This is a genomic window from Thermincola ferriacetica, assembly GCF_001263415.1.
Classification (GTDB): Bacteria; Bacillota; Thermincolia; order Thermincolales; family Thermincolaceae; genus Thermincola; species Thermincola ferriacetica.
On the sequence record NZ_LGTE01000066.1, the window covers coordinates 1 to 900 of the forward strand.

Annotated in this window: 1 pseudogene; it reads right to left on the bottom strand. The window is 42.0% G+C overall.

Annotation, left to right across the window (positions count from 1 at the left end):
- Positions 1–58: 58 nt before the first annotated feature.
- Positions 59–900: pseudogene (locus Tfer_RS16400) on the bottom strand (IS630-like element ISBs2 family transposase); the annotation flags it as partial.

The window sequence follows — 900 nt, forward strand, 5'->3', positions numbered from 1 at the left end:
AGGCTTATCACTCAGGTAACTCCCTAAAAGACTATTGTATATAAGTTGAATTAAAGATTTACAACTGAACACACAAACGATCGATCGTTTGTTCTGGTTTCTGGTTGATTCGCTGAATAAAGGCTTGGACATTCTTTCTAATTTCTTGCACACTCGAATAGAACACGTTGTAAATCACGTCTGATTTCAGCCATTTCCATAGCCCTTCAATCAAGTTCAATTGCGGACTGTATGGTGGCAAAAAGACGAGCTCTAACCGATCTTCGTGTTCTTTTAAAAATGGCTGAATGAGTTTGGCATGGTGAATTCGAGCGTTATCTAAAATCATCACTATTTTGCCTGTGGGATAGCGTTCTAACACAAGTTGAAGAAATCGAAGAAATGTTTCCGCGTCATAGCGTTCTTCTTCGATGCAAAACACTTCCCCTGTTTCGTAGTTCAACGTGCCAATCAGCTTCAGCCCTTGATGTTTTCCAAACGTCGGAATGATTCGTTGTTTTCCTTTGACAAACCATGTTTTTTGAATCGCTTGGTAATCACGAATCATCGACTCATCTTGAAAGAGGACATGGGCGATGTTCCCATCTACCAGTTTTTTTTTACTTCAGGGAAGGTGATTTCGACGAATTCTTTTTGTTTCTCTTCATCGGCATTGGCTAGTGTATAGGTCGGTTTCGTATAGCTTAGCCCTAACCGATGCAGAATGTCACTTGTTCCGCGAAGCGTGTATGTTGGCCCCCACTTTTGTTGAATGAGTTCAGCGATTATCGCAAGCGTCCAATTATATTTTGCTTCGAATCCCACATCTACGGGGAGCTGATGTTCAATGATCAAAGCCAGCTCTTTTTCCTGCTCAGGGGTCAATCGACGTGGGGCGCCAGGTGAGTATTTCATCACAAA